Source organism: Pseudomonas sp. F01002 (assembly GCF_004402115.1).
Classification (GTDB): Bacteria; Pseudomonadota; Gammaproteobacteria; order Pseudomonadales; family Pseudomonadaceae; genus Aquipseudomonas; species Aquipseudomonas frigoris.
The window spans coordinates 1-460 of record NZ_SOPU01000059.1 but is presented as its reverse complement, the minus strand read 5'-3'; the positions used below and the strand labels follow the sequence as shown (position 1 = coordinate 460).

General features: G+C 61.1%; 1 pseudogene. It reads right to left on the bottom strand.

Annotated features, from left to right (window positions below):
• Positions 1-460: pseudogene (locus E3W21_RS31315) on the bottom strand (hypothetical protein); the annotation flags it as partial.

The window sequence follows — 460 nt, the reverse complement described above, 5'->3', positions numbered from 1 at the left end:
CTTGCCGGTCACTTCGCCGGTCCAGGTGTAGGTCACCACATCCTTGGCCTGGGTCGGTTTCGCGACGGGCCGCGGCGCGGTCAGTTTGCTGACGCCACCGGGCAAATCCTTGGGCTCCAGCGCACCGTCCTTTTCTCCAAGGACGATAGGTTTCACCAGCTCAAGTTTCGGCTCGCCAACGTTCAGCAGCGAGGTGCGCACGGATTCACGCCTGACGATCGCGCCGTCTTCCTCACTGAGCAGGCTGTACCACAACTCCAGCGTGCCGCCTTCAAGGGTCTTGAGGTGTTTGCCCTCGACGGTGACGAGGAAGCCCTCGGGATCCTTGGCTTCCTCGTTGCTGGGAAAGAACCACTCCAGTTCCGGGTCGTAAATAGTCTGATCGGGCCGCTTGCCGAACCATTTGAGTTCGATCGCCATGCCGGCCTGGATGAGCGGGTCAAACGGAATGCGAATGCGG